Origin of the sequence: Vibrio vulnificus NBRC 15645 = ATCC 27562 (assembly GCF_002224265.1) — a bacterium.
Classification (GTDB): Bacteria; Pseudomonadota; Gammaproteobacteria; order Enterobacterales; family Vibrionaceae; genus Vibrio; species Vibrio vulnificus.
This window is the reverse complement of sequence record NZ_CP012882.1, coordinates 1,008,623-1,026,216: the sequence shown is the minus strand read 5'-3', so window position 1 is coordinate 1,026,216 and position 17,594 is coordinate 1,008,623. Positions and strand designations below refer to the sequence as shown.

Sequence of the window (17,594 nt, the reverse complement as noted above, 5' to 3'; positions counted from 1 at the left end):
CGGATTTTACCGAAACAGCGCCCCAACAACCAGATATACCTCCACCACATACATCATTTGCCGATTTAATAACCAATCATACAAAAACAACCAGCGTGTTCCGCTAAATTGTGCCGAGCGATAGGATTGAGAGCAATTTTGTACAAAAATGAGGGAAAGGTTTGGCGTACACTCAAATCATCTCAACGGACAAGGCAAATAATGAAAAAGAACAGTAAGGAAGTCGCGCATTTCCAAATTGCCTCAGAACTGGGGGGATTGGAGTTACTTGATGCCAAATATGAGACGCAAAACTTTTCTCGCCACAGTCATGAAGGCTATACCATCGGCGTGATTGAAAAAGGTGCGCAACGTTTTTTCCGCACCGGGGGTAACCACGTTGCGCCTCAAGACAGCATCATTCTTGTTAACGCAGACGAAGTGCACAACGGCCATTCCGCCACTGAAGGTGGATGGGAGTACAAAGCCATGTACCCAGTGCCAGAGCAGTTTCAAAGACTCAGTGAAGAATTGAATGCACCGAATATCGCCATCCCCTATTTTCCGCAGCCTGTGGTCTACGACCCCGAATTAGCCATGCAGCTTCGGCTGGTTTTTGACACCTTAGCCAATTCGGACAATCGCTTACTGCGCGAAACCTTGGTGTATGGCACCTTGATTAAACTCGCGGCGAAACACAGTACCCATCGGATATCGCCTCAAAACAACCCGGCAGCGCAGCGTCAATTAACCTTGGTTAAAGAATTTCTTGATGACTTTCCGCAAGCTGACGTCTCCCTAGAAGAACTTGCAACACTAGGCGGCATTAGCCCTTTTCATCTTGTTCGCGAGTTTCAAAAACGCTATGGATTCCCGCCACATGCCTATCAGATACAGCAAAGACTAAGGCTCGCCAAAAAGCTACTGCGCCAAGGCCGGCGTATTTTGGATGTGGCTCAAGAGTGCGGTTTTCATGATCAAAGCCATTTCCACCGCCATTTTAAAAAGGCGATGGGGGTGACGCCTGGACAATATGTGAAAAATTTAGCATGAGGCAATTCTGTACAAGCCTGCACATCACCATCACTTTAGGCTGAAGAAAACATCACGATGAGTCATAAAATGGATACCACACTTTCTCACACCGACCACTCGAAAACTCGGCGTTTTCTACAAGGCACCATGGCGATGATGCCACTGAGTATTGCCGTTCTTCCCTGGGGACTGCTGGCGGGCTCTTTCGCCATCGATTCCGGCCTCACGGCTTTGGAAGGGCAAGCCCTTTCGGCTATTTTGTTTGCAGGCTCTGCCCAGCTCGTCGCGATGGGGATGATCAAAGCAGGGGCTGGCGTTGCCACCATGTTGCTGACCACCTTCTTTATTACTTCGCGCCATTTTCTTTATAGTGTTTCCATGCGCAGTAAAATCGCCCCCCTTCCCTTGCGCTGGCGTTTGTCGTTGGGCTTTCTCTTAACCGATGAGTTGTTTGCTTTGGTCGGTCATCAACAAGACAAGCAGTTCGACCGATGGTATGCCCTTGGAGGCGGTTTGAGCTTTTATCTCTTTTGGAACGCAGCCACGTTTGGCGGTATCTTGGCGGGCCAGTTTCTTCCGCAACTTAACGATCTCGGGCTGGAATTCGCCGTTGCCGCAACCTTTATCGCCATTGTGGTCCCCAGCATCAAGAGCGTTGCTGTGTTGGTCAGTGTGGTGACGGCACTCTTTCTTTCAGTGGTGCTTCACTTCTTTGAGATTGAAGGGGCATTAATGATGGCCAGCATCGGAGCCATGAGTGCCGGCTACTTGGCAGAACAGCTGGGAGCGCGCAAATTATGATCATGCTAACCATCTTAGCGCTGACCGTGTTGGTTTTCGCAAGTCGTTATCTGTTTTTGGAGCCGAGTTTGCCATTGAAGCTGGGACACAGAACCCAACGATTCTTAAGCTACGCTAGCCCAGCGGTATTAACCGCCATTTGGGCACCTATCGTGTTTATCCCAGAGGGTGAGTTGCAGCTTTCACTGCAAAACCCCTATCTGTTGGCGGCGCTCGTCGCGGCGTTGATCGCTTGGCGCAGCAAAAACGTACTTCTCACCACCATTGTCAGTATGTTCCTGTTTTTGCTTTTAAAATTGTGGGTATTCTAGTTTGACGTTACTCAATGGCCGTTAACAGGCCACCCACTCAACTTCCAATAAGGTGGTGTCACCACATTTAAGGCGACCTAAAAACACGTCGCCTTTATGCACTTCGCCCACTCCCTGAGGTGTGCCCGTCATCACGACATCGCCATCATCCAATGTCACGTAACCTTTGAGCTCTTCCAGTACCGTTTGCGGTGAGTACAGCATTTGATTGACATGCCCTTTTTGTACGCGGACACAATTGATAAACAGTTCGAGGTTGAGATCGTCACTATCGATGCCTTTCAGTTCGAGAAAGCGACTGAGTACCGCGGCACCGTTAAAGGCTTTCGCTCGCTCCCATGGAAGGCCTTTCGCTTTGAGATAACTTTGTGTCTGTCGTTTCGTTAGATCTAAGCCAATGCCCACCCCTGCATACTGGCCATTTTCAATCACAAAGCAGATCTCGGCTTCATAATGAAGCGGCTCTTGATGGAAAGAATGCAATGTGCTGGTGACTGCCGACGCAGGCTTGTGAAACAGCACCATTTGATCGGGAATTGCGTTTTGCAGCTCTTCAATATGCTCAACATAATTACGCCCAACGCAGAGCACTTTGCCCGGTTGCAAGGTTTTGTTTCTGAAGTGGATATGGCTCATTTCTCTTCCCTGAACAAACACAAAAACGCGATTCTAAACTAGCCACTGATAAAGTGCTCAGAATCCAATCACAGAATCATCCAAAATGAGAAGCTCGATCCATCAATTGAGCTTTTCGAGCACTTTTTCGCACAAACTTTTCAATGTCACCAATTCGTCAATGCTGAGATCGATACGACAAAGCATGTTTTGCGGCACCTGATGGGCTTGCTGCTTCAGAGCTCTGCCTGCTTCCGTGAGAAACAGCTCTCTCACACGTTCGTCAGTTTGGCCGCGACGACGTTCAACAATGCCTTTTGCCTCCAAGCGCTTCAACAGCGGGGTTAAGGTGCCAGAGTCAAGATGAAGCTTGGCGCCTAAATCTTTCACATTGATGCCGTTTTGCTGCCACAAGACCAACAACACCAGATATTGTGAGTAGGTCAGATCCAAAGCGTCAAGTAATGGTCGATAAGCGCGGATCACTGCATTGGCCGCACTGTATAGCGGGAAACATATTTGATTTTCCAGCAAAAGTTGCGCTTCAGAATCCCCTTGGCAACGGATAGTTTGTTCAGACATCACTCACCTCACAAAATAAATTGTGCACAATATACTTGCAAACAACAAAAGGTTCGATATAAGATTGCAAACAATTAGATTGCACACAACCTAAATAACAAAGGAACATCGACAATGAAAACACTTTACCAAACTTCCGCAACGGCTTCTGCTGGACGAAACGGCCTTGTCAGCACTGACGACAAACTGCTGGAACTCAACCTAAGCTACCCAAAAGAAATGGGCGGAACCGGTGCGGCAACCAACCCAGAGCAACTCTTTGCCGCAGGTTACGCCGCATGTTTTTCTAACGCGATTTTACATGTCGCTCGCGAAGGAAAGATAGCGATTAAACAAGCGCCTGTCACCGCGACGGTCGGCATTGGCCCGAATGAACAAGGTGGTTTTGCCCTAACGGTCTCACTGGCAGCAGAAATCGACCTGCCTGCGGATCAGGCGGTGAAATTAGTCGCCACGGCTCACCAAGTGTGTCCTTATTCTAATGCCGTTCGTGGCAATATTGACGTTCAGTTGTCAGTCAATGGCATCGCGATTTAAGTAAGACACACGTCGCGAATCGCGCTTCAACATACAAAAAAGCCAGCAGTGACGCTGCTGGCTTTCCACATGAGTGGACAATTGGACGGCTAAAAAATGTTAGCGCTTATAGGTAGTAACGCGCACCTAGCATCCATTTGTCGTCTGCTTTTTCTTTGTAGTCACCAGAACCTTGTAGGTCAAACTGGTAGCCAGCAAAACCAACGAACTTCGGCGTGAAGTTGTACTCAGCTTGAACCGCTGACGTGCTGTATACACGCTTGCTTAGCTCTTCATCAATCACAGATTCGTAGTTAACGCTTAGGTTGATGCCGTTGTTTAGCGTGTAAGCCGCTAGCGCTTCGTAAGCTGACGTGTCTTTCAGTAGGTTACCGTCGCCAGAGTTCATGTACTCATTCATTGCGTAAACGCCCGCTAGGTATAAGCCTTTGCCGTATGAACCGTAAGTTGCACTGATAACATGAGATTCAGACGTTTTTGTACCAACACCAGCGGTGTAGTTTACGTCACCAGTGTTGTACGCGTAGTTCGCGGTCACGCCAGCAATGCTGTAGTTTAAAGCGATTTGTGCACGGTTGCCGTAAGCGTTCTTGTCGTCTGTTTTACGACCTTGCCAGCCAAGACCTAAGCCAATCTTGCCTGCTTCTCCTAGCTCAAACGCCTTAGCGTAGCTGACCATTTCTTCTGCACGACCTGTACCTAGGTTACCGTGGTCTTGGTAAATGAAATCGTTCGCGAATGCGATTGGCATATCCGCCACGCCTGCAACGCTATAGTAAGGTGCCCATTGAGTACCAACAACACCGCGGCCAAGGTTTTCATGCGTCAGGCCAATGTAGCCTAAGCGAGTAGACAGTGCGTTTTCGCCACCATCTAGGTAGTTGATAGACCACTCACCTTTTGCATCCGCCGTAAAGCCATTGCCAAGTACTTGAGTCGCATTGAAGTTAATACGCGGAGAAACCGCTGTCACACCTAGGTCACCTTGCTTGGAGTCTTCCAACGCCACTGAAACGTGGCCGCCAATAGAGAAAGTCGTACCATCGTTGTTGTAAACTTCCACCGCTACTGCTTGAGTGCCGAATGTTGCGCTAGCAACAGCAAGAGCCAAAATGTTTTTGTTCATTTTTAAGTTCCATTAGTTATTACACATAACATGCATATTCCAACCAGGTAGAGAACCTTAGAATTCAGCTACTTCTGGTTAACATCTGGCGAGAACTTTATGCGATGGCACAACAAACCACCCAGTGAAATAATATAAATTGACCATAAAGATAATAAATCATTAATTTTCAATTATTTAAATTTAAAAACACAAAAACAAAATGAGTTGTTTTGATGTTACAAATAGTTACATCCCATCAAAAGCAAACCGAGTAAACGATTGGCAAAATCAGAAAAACAACCGAAATGTTAATAATGATGTTACAAACAGAAATACTTTCTCTCTTCTTTAATGAAGAGAAATTGGAAAACGCCGGTCTTATACCCAAGTAACCTCGAGATGCAAGTTTCAGAGAGATTGAATCCATATCGTAAAGCGCACGCAATCCATGAGGCCCATGTAACAGCTCAATGAGAAACCCATTATGAAAATCGTCAAAATCCTAAAAGAGTGGCTACCCGTGCTGGCGGTGGTATTGATTGTCTCCATCGCTCTTGATTTCTACTATTCGAGAAATCTGCCAAAAGAAAACGCGCTCCCCCTCTCCGCCATCACAACGCTTGGGGAACAAGTTGACTTACTGAGCGCCAGTCAAGAGTCCCCTGTGGTTGTCTATTTTTGGGCAACCTGGTGTGGCCCTTGCAAACTCGTTAGCCCGACAATCAACCAGATCGCAGATTCCTACCCCGTGATCAGTGTGGCGATGCAGTCGGGAGACGAAGGAAGCGTTAATCAGTATTTACAATCACAACAGTATGATTACGACACCATCAATGATCCAACTGGCAAAATTAGCCGTGATTGGGGGGTACAAGTGACCCCGACCGTTGTGATTGTGCGCAATGGCAAAATTGAGTTTATTACCTCAGGCGTCAGTTCTCCGATTGGCCTATGGCTCAGATTGTGGTTGAGCTAGCTGCTCTATCGTTCTCATCATTCATTGAACTGCAATACAAGCACAAAGAAAGCGTCATGAAACAGAAATCGTTTGTTCATTTTTAATCAGTACCTTAGCTGCATCAGGAATCGGGCATGTAAGCCCATTGAATATAAAAAGGTAATTGAGAAATGAAAAAGGCAGCTTTAGCAACCGCAATTCTATCCGCAGTGGTCACCGGATCATCTTTCGCAGCAACCGTTTATAAAACAGACGGTACTGAGCTAAAAATTGGTGGGCGTGTTGAGTTCCGTGGTGATTTCATCGGTACTGACAAAGGCGTTGAGATCGACGGCACCATGGAAGACAGCACTCGTGCGCGTCTTAACGTAAAAGGCACCACTGACCTTGGTAACGATCTACAAGCCTTTGGTTTTTACGAAGCAGAGCAGAAAACAGGCGAAAGCAGCTTCAAAAACCGTTACATGTACGCGGGTGTGAAGACAAACGCAGGTGCGTTTTCTGTTGGTAAACAAGATATGGCGTCTGTCATCGTTTCAGACCTAACGGATATTACGGAGTTTTCTGGTGTGCAACAGTTCATTGACGCGTCATCAGACAAAACAGACAGCACGTTTGCCTATCGCGGTAGCTTCGATGCTCTGCAAATTGAAGCCACTTATTCAGCAAGCGACGCTGACAATAGCGACCTTATGGGCATTAGTGGCCTTTACTCTCTTCCTATCGGTCTGGATCTTGGTTTGGCTTACTCCACAGGTGATAACGGTGCTGGTAAAGGCAGCCAAAACCAGATCCTTGTCGGCGCAGGCTATACCTTAAACGATCTTTATCTAGGTGCGACTTTCTCGACGGGTGATCTCGATGACAAAGCGAAACAAGAATTCACCGCCTACGAATTTGCGGTTCAGTACAAAATCAGCAAACCATTTAGCGTTGCCGCGATGTACACCTTCGCTGAAGAAGACGATAACGGCACTAAATCGGACGCAACTAAAGGTCTCGAGTTGGTGGGTTACTACAAGCTAAACAGCAACTTCCGCACTTACTTGTCGTACTACCTCAATAAGCTTGATGATGTAAAAGACGTAAACGGCAAAGTCACTTCTGGTGAAGACACACTTCGACTGGGTGTACGCTACGATTTCTAAATGCTTGTTTTCATCGAGCCATTTCAAGCCGGTATCCCTACCGGCTTTTTTTCATCCCTAGACTTATCTTGTGTGAATCGACTCGAATTAATTTGTAATTGTGAGGTTAATTATATTTATCGCGATAATAAGAATGCTAGTTTAGAGGTGATTTTCATTTTGTTTTATATACTTAATGGAAACCTATCAATCATCTTGTCTGAGCGCAGGCCAGATAGAGAGAAAAGCGTTTTGATATAACGCACAAAAACACCATACTGTATAATCCAGACCGAGGATATTTATGGTAGATGGCAGAAGTAAAATCGTGGCAAACTCGAAAGTCGTATTGATATTAAAGGCCGCCTATATTGTGGCGGTATTGTTGATCACGCAAACCCTGGTGGATGAGCACACCCTATTACCTTGGTCTTACGTGTTGTTTGCCATTGCCATGATTGTGGCGCTCTTTTCTCCATCCCACAAAATCAAATATGTGTGCGCTTTGATCGCCACGAGTTACCTTTTTGTCGGCGGCATCGTCGATCCGCTCGATATTGACGTCATTGAAGAGACGTTTATTCTCCTCCCACTTTGCTATCTTTTGTTGTTCCCCGGAACCATTTGGGCATTTGTCGTCGCCTTATTATTGACGGCAAGCTATTTTTATACAGTTCCACCAGAGGGCTTAGATGAGCTCATTGAAGATGCCATTGAACTGTTGGTGATTTCCGCCTTTGCGTCCGTCATGGTCTACTATCAGCAGAAGTTCTACCTGCAATTAACCAAATACCGAGAAGACAGCCGAACGGATTATTTGACGCAACTGCCAAACCGCCGAGCCTTTTACACGGATCTGAATCAAGTCGAAAGTCTGGCTCAGCAAGGGCGAAACTGTGCCCTCCTCAAAATAGATATTGATGCTTTTAAAGAGATCAACGAGAGCTTTGGCCACGAACAAGCGGATCTCCTGTTAAAACGCTTTTCTCGTCGTTTGCGAAAAAACACCCTTGGCTTTGGCCAAGTCTATCGTATGGAAGGGGATGAATTCGCCGTGCTGGTGTACGAGAAACACAGCATTAATGATGAAGTCGATGCGCTACTCGATAAACTCAAAAGAGCACTTACAGCAGCGTTTGAGCTAGAACGAGGCTCTTATCAAATCTCCTACGCGACCGGTATTGCCCTGTTTAACGAGTCCATGACCAACCTCGATATATGGCTAAGAAACAGCGACATTGCTGCGCAAAAAGCCAAGACACGTGGCCGCGGCCAAGTCCGTTGGTATGACGAAGCCCTATTGGACGAAACCATCCGTCAACACCAGATTGAACGAGAGCTCGACAAAGCCATTGAACTGAAACAGTTTTCCTTGGTTTATCAGCCCAAAGTGTCCATCACAACAGGAGAAATGACCGGCGCTGAAGCGTTAATTCGCTGGCAACATCCAGAACTAGGCACCATAACGCCTTTTGAATTCATCACCATTGCCGAGAAAACCAAGCAGATCATTCCGATTGGTCGCTGGGTGATTCTCGAGGCTTGTCAGCAAGCCAAAAAATGGTTGGATTTGGGTTACAAGATCCCTGTCTCGGTCAATGTCTCAACCGTACAATTTGCTCATGACGATATCGAACTGCAAGTTAGAACCGCTCTGGCAGAGTCTCATCTTCCGGCCAGTTATCTGCAACTGGAGATCACCGAAACGGTATTGATGAAGGAGCCGAAGAAACTCATCGAGATTTGTCATAATTTGCGGTGTGAGGGAGTCACCGTTGCAATCGATGATTTTGGCATCGCCTACTCCTCGTTGAACTATCTCAAACAACTGCCTGTTGATGTGTTGAAAATCGACAAAGCCTTCATTGATGATTGTGTCGACAATCATCATGATCACATGCTAGTAAGAACTATCGTCCAACTCGGCCACAACATGGACAAAAAAGTCATCGCAGAAGGCGTAGAAACCGAAGAGCAGCGCTTGTTGCTTGTCAGCGAGCAATGCGATGAGTTCCAAGGTTATCTCTACTCCAAACCCCTTGATGTGGAAGAATTTAACCACCAGTTACTGCAAATTTAGCTTTCCCTTGCACCATGATTGTCGCCTTTTGAATGGTTATGGTGCGACTCTGGGATACTCAAAAATACAAAACGAACAAAATCAACAACTTAAAAACTGGCACAGCTTCTGCAATGATAGAAGTACAAATGCATGGCAGCGTTTGTGCTTCTCGTTCTTATCCTCCTCACCGAGGTACGTCCTTTAATCCGCATTTGCGCCCCTGAACTCAGGGGCTTCTTTTTACCCCGTACGCCGCAAAACATTTGGCTTCGCCATGCAGAAAACGTATGATTCTCGGACTTTTTTGTGAATTCGATTATCTATGCAATCTCAACACCACCCAATCCTTGGCGCGTCGTGGATGCTGACCGCCGGTTTAGCTTTCGCTATCGTCAACAGCCTAGCGCAAGTTGCCAGTATTCAATTTGCCATTCCGTCAACCACTGTTGCGCTGATTCAATATGGCATCGCTTTAATTGTGATTTTGCCGTACTTAAAAACGCTGGGCATTCGCCAATCGCTGCGCACCTCTCATTTTGGCTGGCATGCACTGCGAGTATTTTTGTCGGTTATCGGTATTCAGCTTTGGCTTTGGGCACTCGCTTATCCGGTGCCGATTTGGCAAGGCATCGCACTATTAATGACTTCTCCACTCTTTGCAACGATCGGCTCTGGGCTGCTTCTGAAAGAGAAGGTGGGTGTGGCACGCTGGGGCGCGACGCTGTTCGGTTTTATTGGCGCGATGATCATTCTCGAGCCTTGGGCGGATGATTTTCATCTCGCGACCTTACTGCCTGTCGGCGCAGCCTTCTTTTGGGCATGTTATTCACTGATGGTTAAAAAGCTCTCGGTCAACGATCCGCCTTCCACCATGGTGGTTTATCTACTGCTGTTGATTACGCCATTCAACATCATGCTGGCGATTCCCGATTTCACAATGCCGAGCAGTACGACCATTTGGCTGATCCTTTTTGCCGCTGGCTGCATGACTGCACTGGCGCAATGGGCCATCGTCAAAGCTTATGCCAATGCCGATGCCTCCTTTGTTCAGCCTTTTGATCATGCAAAACTGCCATTGAACGTACTTGCAGGTTGGCTTGTCTTTGGTTGGGTGCCACCGGGCAGACTTTGGCTTGGTGCCTTCATCATTATTGCTTCTGTCGCCTTTATTACCCATTGGGAAACCAAAAAAACAAAATAGCGTGAAAGGAAAACATCGCCAGGGCGTTCTACTACACTAATAGAGCGATTTTGAGGAATATTTAATGAGTGAAGCGATTAAAATCACCCTGTACCGTTGGGCAGGAAGTTGGGGACCATTTAAAGTCAACATCCCATGCGGTGAGTGTACGTTAACAAAAGATATCTTAACCGATACGTTTGCCAATGAGCTCAACGGTATTCCTGTTGAGTTGGAAATCAAAGATTGGCTATCTCACTGGTGGGAGCCGTTAAAGCTCGGCGCTTGGCATGCGCCTATTTTGGTGGTTGAAGGTAAAGTGGTTAGCCAAGGTGAAGCCCTTAACCGTGGCGTGCTCATTCAATCAGTGATCAAAGAGTGGACAAAGCGCGACACCCTCAAGGGGAATATTGTTTTTGGTAAAGCGACCTGCCCTTACTGTGTAAAAGCCAAGCAGCTGTTGGATGCGGCGGGCATTCACTACCAATATCACGACGTCGTCAAAGAGAGCGCCGCGCTGTATCGTATGATTCCAGAAGTCAAAGCCATCATTGGTGAAAAAACACCCGTCACCGTACCACAAATTTGGCTAGATGGATCGTACATTGGAGGTTGCGACAAGCTGGAAGTCTATCTTAAAGAGCGTGGGCTTGATGTCGTTCCGAATAATGTCGTAGAGATGGCAAACTGATTACGTTGACCATAGATAAGCAGATAATAAAAAACCTGGCGATGCCAGGTTTTTTTGAAACTTTATTACAAAATAACGCTTTAAGCTTGCTGTTATTTTGCCATTTTCTTTAGCATGCGGCTGATAAATGACGCTTTCTTCTTCGTTGTCTTGCCATACATTGCTTTGTGCATTGCGTCTTTTGCCATCATTTGACCGATGTAAGCACCGCCTAATTCATAACCCATCTTGATTCTCCAATGTTTTCTCTTCTGTTTACGTTCGTAATATTACTACAAAACCATCAGATAACAAGACGAAGATCACATTTATTTGGTAATTTTATTTCATGAAAAGATAAAAAACATTTATCGCGAAAACGAAAAAAACGGCAGTAATCTTGCCGTTTTTTTCGTTCTAAAAAGCGATTCCGCCAGCGTTAGCTACGCTTCGGTTGCTGATAGGTTTTACCGGCAGCTTGATAGGTCTCTTTGGCCTTGATCTCGAACATGACATCAAAAAACCAAGCGGCAAACTTCACCAAGTGCTCACCTTCGTTCATGACATGCTCAACGTATTCCGTCTCTTCACCCGCTTCGTTTTCTTGTAACGTCACGTGATAAATTCGTTTTTCACCATCCACTTCTGCCAAAGCAAATTGCCCTGAAAGCGATGCTGCCGCTTCTGCAACTTCCTCATCGTCACACGCTTTTAGAAGCTCTAGTGCTTTAGGTAAGTTCTCTTGCTGGCAAACCTGCTTAACTAACTGTTCAAACTCATTCTGTTGCATGGGTAACCCTCATTAACTGCTGCGCGGCATTGTAGTGACGGGGGGTGAGATAATCAAGTTAGACTTTCTGTACCTCCGGCGTCGTCATGACTTTGCCCTTGAGCAACAACACGGCAAAACACCCCATCGCAACAAGAATATAAAACAATCCTAATTGCGCTTGAGTCCGAACGCAGTGTTCAACCAAAAATCCACCAAGCAGAGCTGCCATCACCATCTGCACTGAGCCAGACAACGCAGAAACAGAACCTGCATTTTGCTTGTGAGGGCCAAGAAGCAAACTGATCGACAGAGGAAATGACATCCCTTGAGCAAAACTCATCACGGTAAAGGCAGCGATCAAGCTGACGCTACTAAAAGGCGCCCAAATTAGCCCACAACCTGACAGCGCTACAAGAACAAAACTGGCGGCAAGCAGCCTTTTCACCTCGAAATAACGCAACAAGACATTGACTGTCACACTACCAAGCAAAAGACCGGCAGATGGAATGATCATCATGCTGCCATAATCTGCGGCAGAAAATCCAAGCTCGCCTTGCATCATGAAAGGGAATACTGATAGAGAAACAAGGCTAACAAGGTAGCTCATCCAGTTAAAACTGGCACTGCCGATCACTTGTGGATTCGTGGCCAAAGTGCGGTAAGTCGCCAAGACAGTTAAAGGGCGAAAACGTCTTTTGGCGTAAGGCAAGGTTTCTGGCAGTACAAAATAGCCCAACGTAAATATCGCCAGTAAGTAACACAACACAAAAACGAACACCGCTTGCCAGCCGACATGAAAGGCAATCCAGCCGCCAAAAACGGGCGCAATGATCGGCATGACCGATGCGGTAATCGAAATATAAGAGAGCGCTTTGGTCAATTGTGCCCCTTCGTAGCTGTCTCGCAATACAGAACGCCCCAACACCGATGCACTGCCTGCCCCTAATCCTTGCAACAATCGACCTAACTCTAGTGCTTCAATATTGGACGAAAATGCGATGCAAATGACAGTGCCGACCAAGTAAATCCCTTGGCCGAGAATGAAAACTGGACGTCGGCCAATCGCATCAGACAAAGGGCCATAAAAGAGTTGCGATGCACCAAAGCCAACAAGAAAGAAAGTCACGACGTTTTGTACGTCAGCTTGCGTCAATCCGAGGTCGTGGTTAATAAGAGGAAGAGAGGGTAAATAAATGGCCACACCCACTTGCCCTGTCGCGATGATCATCATCGCTAAAAGCAATGGCATTTTTTGTAACGACTTCAGCATTCCTTCCCCTCTCCTCTCTTACACCAAATTATTTACAGTTTATATTGGCCTTTGATTGATGATAATCTCCCCAATCGGAAAGAGATTAGTTCCCTAAAGGAAAGAATATGGATTGGTTTCAAAGCGTAAACAGCTACATCAGAGTGGTGGAAGAAGGCAGTTTTAATGCGGCTGCGCGTAAAATGAACACCACCAGTTCCGCCATCAGCAAGCGGATACAGTGGTTAGAGGAGAAGATTGGTGTTCAGTTACTCAAGCGCACCACACGCTCCATCAGCCAAACCGAAGCGGGCGCTCTATTTTATCAGCGTGCAAAGTTGCAACTCGATGGCTGGCAATCGGTTTTAGATGAGACGCGCTCCGTCAACCAAAGCCCAGCCGGATTACTGAAAATTGGCGCGACCCTTGCCGTCGGTTCCAAGTTCTTAGTTCACTATCTGGATGATTTTCTAGAAAAATACCCAGATATTAAAATCCAGCTCTTTACCACATTGCCAGGGCAACTGCCTGAGCTGAGCCTAGACCTTTTTATCAGTCGCGAGTTAGAACAGCTGAACTCACTAAGCTATAAAGCAACTGCACTGTTTGAACATAAAGCGACGTTTTTTGCGGCCCCCAGCTATATTGAAAAATACGGTATGCCGGAGAATGCAGAGCAGTTGGTCAATCACAATATCCTGATCTGGGGAGAAAAACCAAGTCGAGAGCTGAAACTCAACAATGGTAAACGCATGACTTTGCGTGGCAACTTCTCGACAACCAATCCAGAAGCGCTTTTCCACGGTGCAAAACGAGGCATGGGCATTCTGTTCAGTAATAACGTGATGATCAAAGAAGAGCTGCGCACTGGCGCTTTGGTTCCGGTCCTGCCAAACGTGCACGCAGACGAAGCCACCGTTTACGCTTACTACCCCAAACTGGACTATCAACACACAAGAACAAAACTGTTTTTGGATTACCTTAAAGAGCGGTTACAGCAAGAAAAATCCGTATAGAGCAAAAAAGTGCTAACTCTTTCTGCTCAGTAACTCGCTATGAGATAACACTTTCCTAGCAAACCTGACTTTTCTTCATTGCAAACTTCTACTACCTGAACGATATTTAACGTGATGCATATCGGAGTTGTTTTCGTAACGTTATGCAACAAAAGTGTCACTATTATAATAATCAGGTAGAGAAACGTCAGATGAATGATTCAACGCTTCAAGCTTGTATCGACTTAGATGAGCTTATTCATACTCTATCTCTCGACGGTAGCGAGCTGCTTAATCAAGTTACGCTCAAGCTGCATTCCACTTTAAGCTCGTACTGCACTTGTATCGTAGAGATAGATCTACACCACAACCATGCCAATACCTTGGCTTATGCCAAAGAGGGAAGCAACGTTAACGCTGCGCGTTATAGCTTAGAAAATACGCCATTTGAACGCATCGCTCTCAAGGTGATCGAGCACTGTCACCTGATTCAAGACAACGTGCCTGACAGCTATTTCTCACAAGAAGAAGGGCTAGAATTTGCCGAAGCGGGTGTGCATGCGTTTGTCGGTATTCCACTGCGCGGCCATAATGGCGATATTTTGGGTATTCTGGTCTCTACCTTTGGCTTTATACCTCACGACCCTCAGCTGATACTCAAATATCACCGCATATACGCCAATATCATTATTCACGGCTTACGAGAGAAGTGGCTAAGTGATCGCTCTGATCAGTTGGTGAATCAACTCAGTTACGAAGTCTCGCACGACAATTTGACCGGTTTGCTTAACCGCAGTTGCCTTTCGGATACTTTGGAAACCCTCACCCAGCAATCCGATCGCCCATTTAGCCTCGTTTGCATCGATATCGATAACTTCAAATTGATCAACGACATTCACGGCACCTACATTGGTGATCAAATCATCAAGTTTACTGCGCATGCCATTCAATCGGCACTTCCCGCCCCTGCCTTGGCATACCGAGTGGCGGGTGACGAGTTTGCCTTTATCACTTATTCAGAAACGCCAGAAGAGGTGTGTGAGCACATTCTGAATAAGATTGCGTTTGGCTATCAAGACAACGCCAATCACGTTCGATTTGACATCAGCATCGGCATCGCCAAAGCAAGCCAGCGCCTTATTACGAGCGATGAGTTATTTCTCAACGCCAGCCTTGCGATGAAAGAGTGCAAAAAGCACCCTAACAATCGTATTCGGTGCTATGACACCCATTTAAGCGCGCTATACCATCGAAAAACACAGTTAATCGAAGCCATACGCGAGCAACTGGCGAAGCCTATCGATGAGGCAACAGAGATTTACGTTGCGATTCAGCCGATCGTCAACGTGCATAAACCACGTTGGGATTATTTTGAAGTATTGGCGCGTTGGGACAGTGCCGAATATGGCTCAATTTCGCCCGTTGAGTTTATTGATGCCGCCGAGCAATCAGGACTCATTGTTCAGTTAGGAGAGCGGATCATCGAGCTCGCGTGCCGAGCAAAAAACTACTTGGAAGCGTCGTTAGGTTATCGAGTGAAACTTGGCGTCAACTGTTCTGCGTATGAACTGAATGATGAAGAGCGATACCTTAATTACCTCAATAAGATGATGCAAAAGTATCATCTCGATCCCTGCGATTTCGTGATTGAACTGACAGAAACCGTGTTACTGACTCAAACGGGTAAAGAGCACATGGTGCTGGATGCACTCAGAGATCGCGGTTTTAAAGTGGCACTCGACGATTTCGGCACGGGTTATTCAAGCTTGAATTACATTCACAGCTACCCAATCGACACGATAAAAATCGATGCAAGCTTTATACGTAATATGCTTTGTAACGATACCGCTGAACGCGTAGTGTGGCTTATCACACAACTGGCCTTACAACTTAAGGTGAATTTAGTCGCTGAAGGGGTTGAAGAAGAGCTGGCATTGAAAAAATTGGTCGATATGGGATGCGAGCAGATCCAAGGCTATTACTATTCTCGTCCAATGAAACCAAGCCGAATCGTCGACAAACTGAGCGCTAAACAGATCAAAAGCGCCTCTTAGCTTGCCTTAATCAACCTGTGGCGAACTCGCAACAGGGCTATGAAAAAGGGACGATATTCCGTCCCTTTTCCCATGGCGAAACCTTTGTGGATTTTGCCTAGTTGAGTATGCGCTCAGCGACTATTGAAACGCTTCACCCGCGGCCGCGACAAAGGTCATTTCAACCAAATAGTCTGGGTCAGCAAGCTCAGCTTTGACACAAGCACGGCTTGGCGCACAGCCTTCTGGGAACCAGTTGTCCCAGACTTCATTAAGTGCATCAAAGTTGGCAAAATCAGTCACGTAAATGGTCACCGAAAGAATACGCGAGCGATCACTGCCAATTTTCGCCAATTGCGCTTCTGCTTGAGCAAAAATCTGTTCCACTTGGCCTTTCATGTCCGCGTTGGTATCACTGTCAGCCACTTCCACAAAATGCGCAATGCCATTGAAGACGGTAATATCAGACCAGCGTTTACATGGGTTAATGCGGTGAATTGTCATCGTATTTTCTCTTTATCGGATTGATTTTATTTAAAAGGTTCTTGATGCTCAACTAAGCAAACCGGGCTACCAATTTGGCAACTGAATCCCGTTGCGGTTAATCGGCCCGTCTGGCGATCGCGACGATAGCTGACCACATTGTGGCTGTGCTGATTTGCCACCAGCAACCATTTGCCATTGCGTGATAAGACAAAATCTCGCGGAAAGTCCCCGAGAGAATCCACGGCCTCTAACCATTTTGGTTCGCTTTGGCTGACATCAAAAACCGTGATTTTATTTTGTCGGCGGCAGGATGCATAGAGAAATTGCTCATCGGAAGACAATCGAATGGCAGAAGCCGCAGCGCCATTTTCTTCGCCCGGCAATAAAGGTTGCTCTGAAACCACCGTCCAACATTCGTTTTCTCGTTCAAGCGTCAGCAAAGTTTCGGTCAATTCGCACAGCAAATAGGCACGAGTTTCCGCCTGATTAAACACTAAGTGACGAGGGCCACTACCAGCAGGAAGTTTGAGTGACTGATGCAAAGTAAACGCTTGCTGCTGACCATCAATGTGATAGAAATGGACCTGATCGGTACCCAAATCCACCACAGCTAAAAAAGGGCTGTGACGCAAAAAGGTCGCTTGGTGCGCGTGTGGTGAGGTTTGTCGCTCTCGATTTGGGCCATCACCTTCCACATAAAGCTCTGCAATGCACTCTGACGGAGCACCCAACACATCGAGCGTATATATAGAGGTATTACCTGAACCATAATTTGCCACGGCGCAAAACGTCTGCGTCGGGTCAATATCTAAATGACAAGGGTAACTGCCGTTTATTGCCATCGCACTGCTGTCGACACAACCGAGCTGCACCAACTGCGGGTTCTCTTCAACCGCCACTTCATTGAAGGTATATAAGCCTTGGGAAGTTTGCGTGAGGTAAGACGGATTGCGTAGCGTCGCCAGTTCGTTAAAGGGGATCAGCTCACCCGTTTCAGTATTCAGCTCCAGTTGAGCCACGCCGTCACTCATACTGGGTTCATCGGTATAGGTGCCAACGTAAAAATGTAAGAGACCTTGTGTCATTCTTTGTGC

Annotated in this window: 19 protein-coding genes; 11 read left to right on the top strand and 8 right to left on the bottom strand. The window is 46.6% G+C overall.

What is annotated here, in order from left to right; translation table 11 throughout:
- Positions 1 to 201: 201 nt before the first annotated feature.
- The 3 genes from AOT11_RS20205 (at position 202) to AOT11_RS20195 (ending at position 2,126) form a co-directional block, all read left to right on the top strand.
- Positions 202 to 1,032: an AraC family transcriptional regulator gene (locus AOT11_RS20205; RefSeq protein WP_017419612.1), complete on the top strand. Its 831-nt coding sequence runs from the start codon at positions 202 to 204 to the stop codon at positions 1,030 to 1,032.
- A gap of 69 nt (positions 1,033 to 1,101) precedes the next feature.
- On the top strand, positions 1,102 to 1,815 hold the full coding sequence (locus AOT11_RS20200) for an AzlC family ABC transporter permease (RefSeq protein WP_026050218.1): 714 nt from the start codon (positions 1,102 to 1,104) through the stop codon (positions 1,813 to 1,815).
- On the top strand, positions 1,812 to 2,126 hold the full coding sequence (locus AOT11_RS20195; protein WP_017419610.1) for an AzlD domain-containing protein: 315 nt from the start codon (positions 1,812 to 1,814) through the stop codon (positions 2,124 to 2,126). Before AOT11_RS20200 ends, AOT11_RS20195 begins: the two co-directional genes overlap by 4 nt.
- A 21-nt stretch (positions 2,127 to 2,147) precedes the next feature.
- Here the strand turns inward: AOT11_RS20195 and AOT11_RS20190 are convergent, their stop codons facing one another.
- On the bottom strand, positions 2,148 to 2,762 hold the full coding sequence (locus AOT11_RS20190; protein WP_026050217.1) for a fumarylacetoacetate hydrolase family protein: 615 nt from the start codon (positions 2,760 to 2,762) through the stop codon (positions 2,148 to 2,150).
- Positions 2,763 to 2,864: 102 nt separating this feature from the next.
- On the bottom strand, positions 2,865 to 3,323 hold the full coding sequence (ohrR, locus tag AOT11_RS20185; RefSeq protein WP_026050216.1) for a transcriptional regulator OhrR: 459 nt from the start codon (positions 3,321 to 3,323) through the stop codon (positions 2,865 to 2,867).
- A 114-nt stretch (positions 3,324 to 3,437) separates the two neighbouring features.
- On the opposite strand from ohrR, the gene ohr reads away from it, so the two are divergent.
- Positions 3,438 to 3,860 carry an organic hydroperoxide reductase Ohr gene (gene ohr, locus AOT11_RS20180; RefSeq protein ID WP_017419607.1) on the top strand — a complete coding sequence of 141 codons (423 nt, stop codon included), beginning with the start codon at positions 3,438 to 3,440 and terminating at the stop codon, positions 3,858 to 3,860.
- Between the two features lie 106 nt (positions 3,861 to 3,966).
- On the opposite strand, the gene AOT11_RS20175 is transcribed toward ohr, so the two are convergent.
- Positions 3,967 to 4,986, bottom strand: coding sequence for a porin (locus tag AOT11_RS20175; RefSeq protein WP_017419606.1), 1,020 nt, complete (start codon positions 4,984 to 4,986; stop codon positions 3,967 to 3,969).
- Between the two features lie 466 nt (positions 4,987 to 5,452).
- On the opposite strand from AOT11_RS20175, the gene AOT11_RS20170 reads away from it, so the two are divergent.
- From AOT11_RS20170 to AOT11_RS20150, 5 genes are all read left to right on the top strand, one after another.
- Complete coding sequence (locus AOT11_RS20170) at positions 5,453 to 5,944, top strand: protein disulfide oxidoreductase (RefSeq protein ID WP_017419605.1); 492 nt, start codon at positions 5,453 to 5,455, stop codon at positions 5,942 to 5,944.
- A 152-nt stretch (positions 5,945 to 6,096) separates the two neighbouring features.
- A complete protein-coding gene (locus AOT11_RS20165) occupies positions 6,097 to 7,074 on the top strand; it encodes a porin (protein ID WP_017419604.1) in 978 nt (325 codons plus the stop codon).
- Between the two features lie 283 nt (positions 7,075 to 7,357).
- A complete protein-coding gene (locus AOT11_RS20160) occupies positions 7,358 to 9,133 on the top strand; it encodes a putative bifunctional diguanylate cyclase/phosphodiesterase (RefSeq protein WP_017419603.1) in 1,776 nt (591 codons plus the stop codon).
- Positions 9,134 to 9,437: 304 nt separating this feature from the next.
- Entirely contained in the window at positions 9,438 to 10,316 is an 879-nt protein-coding gene (locus AOT11_RS20155) for a DMT family transporter (RefSeq protein WP_017419602.1), read from the top strand.
- A 64-nt stretch (positions 10,317 to 10,380) separates the two neighbouring features.
- A complete protein-coding gene (locus AOT11_RS20150) occupies positions 10,381 to 10,986 on the top strand; it encodes a glutaredoxin domain-containing protein (protein WP_017419601.1) in 606 nt (201 codons plus the stop codon).
- 92 nt (positions 10,987 to 11,078) lie between these two features.
- Here the strand turns inward: AOT11_RS20150 and AOT11_RS23995 are convergent, their stop codons facing one another.
- From AOT11_RS23995 to AOT11_RS20135, 3 genes are all read right to left on the bottom strand, one after another.
- On the bottom strand, positions 11,079 to 11,213 hold the full coding sequence (locus AOT11_RS23995) for a hypothetical protein (protein WP_017419600.1): 135 nt from the start codon (positions 11,211 to 11,213) through the stop codon (positions 11,079 to 11,081).
- 191 nt (positions 11,214 to 11,404) lie between these two features.
- Positions 11,405 to 11,755 carry a hypothetical protein gene (locus AOT11_RS20140; RefSeq protein ID WP_011081528.1) on the bottom strand — a complete coding sequence of 117 codons (351 nt, stop codon included), beginning with the start codon at positions 11,753 to 11,755 and terminating at the stop codon, positions 11,405 to 11,407.
- A 58-nt stretch (positions 11,756 to 11,813) separates the two neighbouring features.
- A complete protein-coding gene (locus AOT11_RS20135; RefSeq protein WP_017419599.1) occupies positions 11,814 to 13,007 on the bottom strand; it encodes a multidrug effflux MFS transporter in 1,194 nt (397 codons plus the stop codon).
- 107 nt (positions 13,008 to 13,114) lie between these two features.
- Between AOT11_RS20135 and AOT11_RS20130 the strand changes: the two genes are divergently transcribed.
- Positions 13,115 to 14,002 carry a LysR family transcriptional regulator gene (locus AOT11_RS20130; protein WP_017419598.1) on the top strand — a complete coding sequence of 296 codons (888 nt, stop codon included), beginning with the start codon at positions 13,115 to 13,117 and terminating at the stop codon, positions 14,000 to 14,002.
- A gap of 191 nt (positions 14,003 to 14,193) precedes the next feature.
- Entirely contained in the window at positions 14,194 to 16,035 is a 1,842-nt protein-coding gene (locus tag AOT11_RS20125; RefSeq protein WP_026050215.1) for a putative bifunctional diguanylate cyclase/phosphodiesterase, read from the top strand.
- 120 nt (positions 16,036 to 16,155) lie between these two features.
- On the opposite strand, the gene AOT11_RS20120 is transcribed toward AOT11_RS20125, so the two are convergent.
- Positions 16,156 to 16,518, bottom strand: coding sequence for a RidA family protein (locus AOT11_RS20120; RefSeq protein WP_011081532.1), 363 nt, complete (start codon positions 16,516 to 16,518; stop codon positions 16,156 to 16,158).
- Positions 16,519 to 16,544: 26 nt separating this feature from the next.
- The gene (locus tag AOT11_RS20115) at positions 16,545 to 17,585 is read right to left on the bottom strand and encodes a lactonase family protein (RefSeq protein ID WP_017419596.1); all 1,041 of its coding nucleotides are present in this window, start codon (positions 17,583 to 17,585) and stop codon (positions 16,545 to 16,547) included.
- Positions 17,586 to 17,594: the final 9 nt, after the last annotated feature.

Coding starts and splice junctions, on each gene's coding strand:
- AOT11_RS20205 (WP_017419612.1), top strand. CDS start 202: ATGAAAAAGAACAGTAAGGAAGTCGCGCATTTCCAAATTGCCTCAGAA.
- ohr (WP_017419607.1), top strand. CDS start 3,438: ATGAAAACACTTTACCAAACTTCCGCAACGGCTTCTGCTGGACGAAAC.
- AOT11_RS20115 (WP_017419596.1), bottom strand. CDS start 17,585: ATGACACAAGGTCTCTTACATTTTTACGTTGGCACCTATACCGATGAA.
- AOT11_RS20150 (WP_017419601.1), top strand. CDS start 10,381: ATGAGTGAAGCGATTAAAATCACCCTGTACCGTTGGGCAGGAAGTTGG.
- ohrR (WP_026050216.1), bottom strand. CDS start 3,323: ATGTCTGAACAAACTATCCGTTGCCAAGGGGATTCTGAAGCGCAACTT.
- AOT11_RS20155 (WP_017419602.1), top strand. CDS start 9,438: ATGCAATCTCAACACCACCCAATCCTTGGCGCGTCGTGGATGCTGACC.
- AOT11_RS20200 (WP_026050218.1), top strand. CDS start 1,102: ATGGATACCACACTTTCTCACACCGACCACTCGAAAACTCGGCGTTTT.
- AOT11_RS20135 (WP_017419599.1), bottom strand. CDS start 13,007: ATGCTGAAGTCGTTACAAAAAATGCCATTGCTTTTAGCGATGATGATC.
- AOT11_RS20195 (WP_017419610.1), top strand. CDS start 1,812: ATGATCATGCTAACCATCTTAGCGCTGACCGTGTTGGTTTTCGCAAGT.
- AOT11_RS20140 (WP_011081528.1), bottom strand. CDS start 11,755: ATGCAACAGAATGAGTTTGAACAGTTAGTTAAGCAGGTTTGCCAGCAA.
- AOT11_RS20165 (WP_017419604.1), top strand. CDS start 6,097: ATGAAAAAGGCAGCTTTAGCAACCGCAATTCTATCCGCAGTGGTCACC.
- AOT11_RS20160 (WP_017419603.1), top strand. CDS start 7,358: ATGGTAGATGGCAGAAGTAAAATCGTGGCAAACTCGAAAGTCGTATTG.
- AOT11_RS20130 (WP_017419598.1), top strand. CDS start 13,115: ATGGATTGGTTTCAAAGCGTAAACAGCTACATCAGAGTGGTGGAAGAA.
- AOT11_RS20170 (WP_017419605.1), top strand. CDS start 5,453: ATGAAAATCGTCAAAATCCTAAAAGAGTGGCTACCCGTGCTGGCGGTG.
- AOT11_RS23995 (WP_017419600.1), bottom strand. CDS start 11,213: ATGGGTTATGAATTAGGCGGTGCTTACATCGGTCAAATGATGGCAAAA.
- AOT11_RS20190 (WP_026050217.1), bottom strand. CDS start 2,762: ATGAGCCATATCCACTTCAGAAACAAAACCTTGCAACCGGGCAAAGTG.
- AOT11_RS20120 (WP_011081532.1), bottom strand. CDS start 16,518: ATGACAATTCACCGCATTAACCCATGTAAACGCTGGTCTGATATTACC.
- AOT11_RS20175 (WP_017419606.1), bottom strand. CDS start 4,986: ATGAACAAAAACATTTTGGCTCTTGCTGTTGCTAGCGCAACATTCGGC.
- AOT11_RS20125 (WP_026050215.1), top strand. CDS start 14,194: ATGAATGATTCAACGCTTCAAGCTTGTATCGACTTAGATGAGCTTATT.